This window comes from Okeania sp. SIO2B9 (genome assembly GCF_010672505.1).
Classification (GTDB): domain Bacteria; phylum Cyanobacteriota; class Cyanobacteriia; order Cyanobacteriales; family Microcoleaceae; genus Okeania; species Okeania hirsuta.
Map to the genome: position 1 here is coordinate 1 of NZ_JAAHGK010001503.1, position 1,661 is coordinate 1,661.

General features: G+C 35.5%; 2 protein-coding genes and 1 pseudogene. 2 read left to right on the forward strand and 1 reads right to left on the reverse strand.

Annotation, left to right across the window (positions count from 1 at the left end; genetic code table 11):
• Positions 1–209 (forward strand): MFS transporter (locus F6K13_RS32070; protein ID WP_287289739.1); only part of this gene is annotated, 209 nt, incomplete at its 5' end.
• 39 nt (positions 210–248) lie between these two features.
• Here the strand turns inward: F6K13_RS32070 and F6K13_RS32075 are convergent.
• Positions 249–479: pseudogene (locus F6K13_RS32075) on the reverse strand (zinc ribbon domain-containing protein); the annotation flags it as partial.
• Positions 480–584: 105 nt separating this feature from the next.
• Between F6K13_RS32075 and F6K13_RS32080 the strand changes: the two are divergent.
• Positions 585–1,595: a sulfotransferase domain-containing protein gene (locus F6K13_RS32080; RefSeq protein WP_240038777.1), complete on the forward strand. Its 1,011-nt coding sequence runs from the start codon at positions 585–587 to the stop codon at positions 1,593–1,595.
• Positions 1,596–1,661 lie beyond the last annotated feature (66 nt).

The window sequence follows — 1,661 nt, forward strand, 5'->3', positions numbered from 1 at the left end:
TATTAGGACAATTATCTCCTGAAGAATATCGAGCAGGTTTTATGGCAGTTAATGTAACAGCTTTATCTTTGGGGCAAGCTTCAGGTCCAATTTTAGCAGGAACTATGTTTACTATTTGGGGAATGTCGGGGGTCTTTTATAGCAGCGCAATTTTTTGTTTGGTTATTCTTTTTCTGATTAGTTACTTGCTGATAAATACTGCTTCATAAAACCGATATAAAACGTCATAATTAGTGACATTTTAATGTTTACTTCCTGCTTCCACCGGAACTGTCGGCAGCACTCCGTACACAGGCACCCACGGTCAAGCCGACCGCATTTCTTGAGTGTGTCTTACATTCCAAGGTTTCCTCAGAATTACACACTCGCTTTCTTAAATTAATTGAGGCATTCAAGTCTCGGTCTATTGATAGGCCGCATTCTGGACAGTCATAAGTTCTGATGTTTAAAGGCATATCCTGTACATGACCACAATTCGTTGATTAAGTCAATGCTCCCTCCCTAAAAAGTTGAAAGCAGTTCAAAAGTGTAAGTATTTAACGAGACATGGTATAAGTTGCTAAGTTCACTTATCCCGATATACTATGTCTGTAAATTTATCTCAAACTTCTGAACCACAGATTTCGGCAAATTTATCTCAAACTTCTGAGCCAAAAATGAACTGTATACCTCGTTCATTTGATGTAAATGCAATAGAAAATTTTTACACCTGCACTATTATTACCAAGAATGGGATGGAAAACGTATTTAATCATTTTTTGCCTAGAGATGGTGATATTTATGTAGCAACTTATCCAAAGTCTGGTACAACTTGGACTATATCAATACTTGAACATTTAGTAAAAAAAGTTTGTGAAAAAGGTATTTCACTAGGCTTTTGTACAGAAATTTTTTGTCCTTGGTTAGATATGGCAGCAAGTACAGAAAACTGGCATTCAATATTTTCAAAGTTTGAGGGGGCGACATCCCCACGATTTTTTAAATCCCATGCTAGTGTAGGTTTAATCAAACAACCAGCAAGAATAATTCAATGTTTAAGACATCCTCTAGATACATTTGTTTCTGCATGGCATCATGTGAGAGGAAAAGAAGTTTTTGACTATAACGGATCTTGGTATCATTTCTTTTCCAAAGTAGCGCTAGAAGGAAAATTTGAGTGCGGTGATTGGTTTGACTATCACGAAGAATTTCTGAAAGCTTCTAAAGAAGGAGAAATTGAGGCATTATTTTTAAGGTATGAAGACATGAAAAAAGATAATGCTATTTCCGCTATACATGAACTTGCTAAGTTTATTGGGGTTGAATCCTATGATGCTGAAGAAATATCTAGAGCTACTAATTTTACAAAGATGAAAGAAAAATCTAATCAGGGACACATTGAGAAAGATGGAAATTTATCTGATGTTTTGGTTTCTCAAGAAGTTGGTGATAAAAATACTCCATCTAAGGCACATATACGCAAAGGAATTATAGGAGATTGGAAAAATTATTTGAGTGATAGTGAGCTGAATTTGTGGCGGAATTATGTACAGATCAAAAAAGAAACCTGTCCCCATGTGATAGATTTCTTTTCTTTAGAGGATTTACTTTGTTAATTTTCTGGAATTTTTGCTCCTCGCAATTATTGCATAAGGGAATAGGTCATAGGGCAGAATAATCAA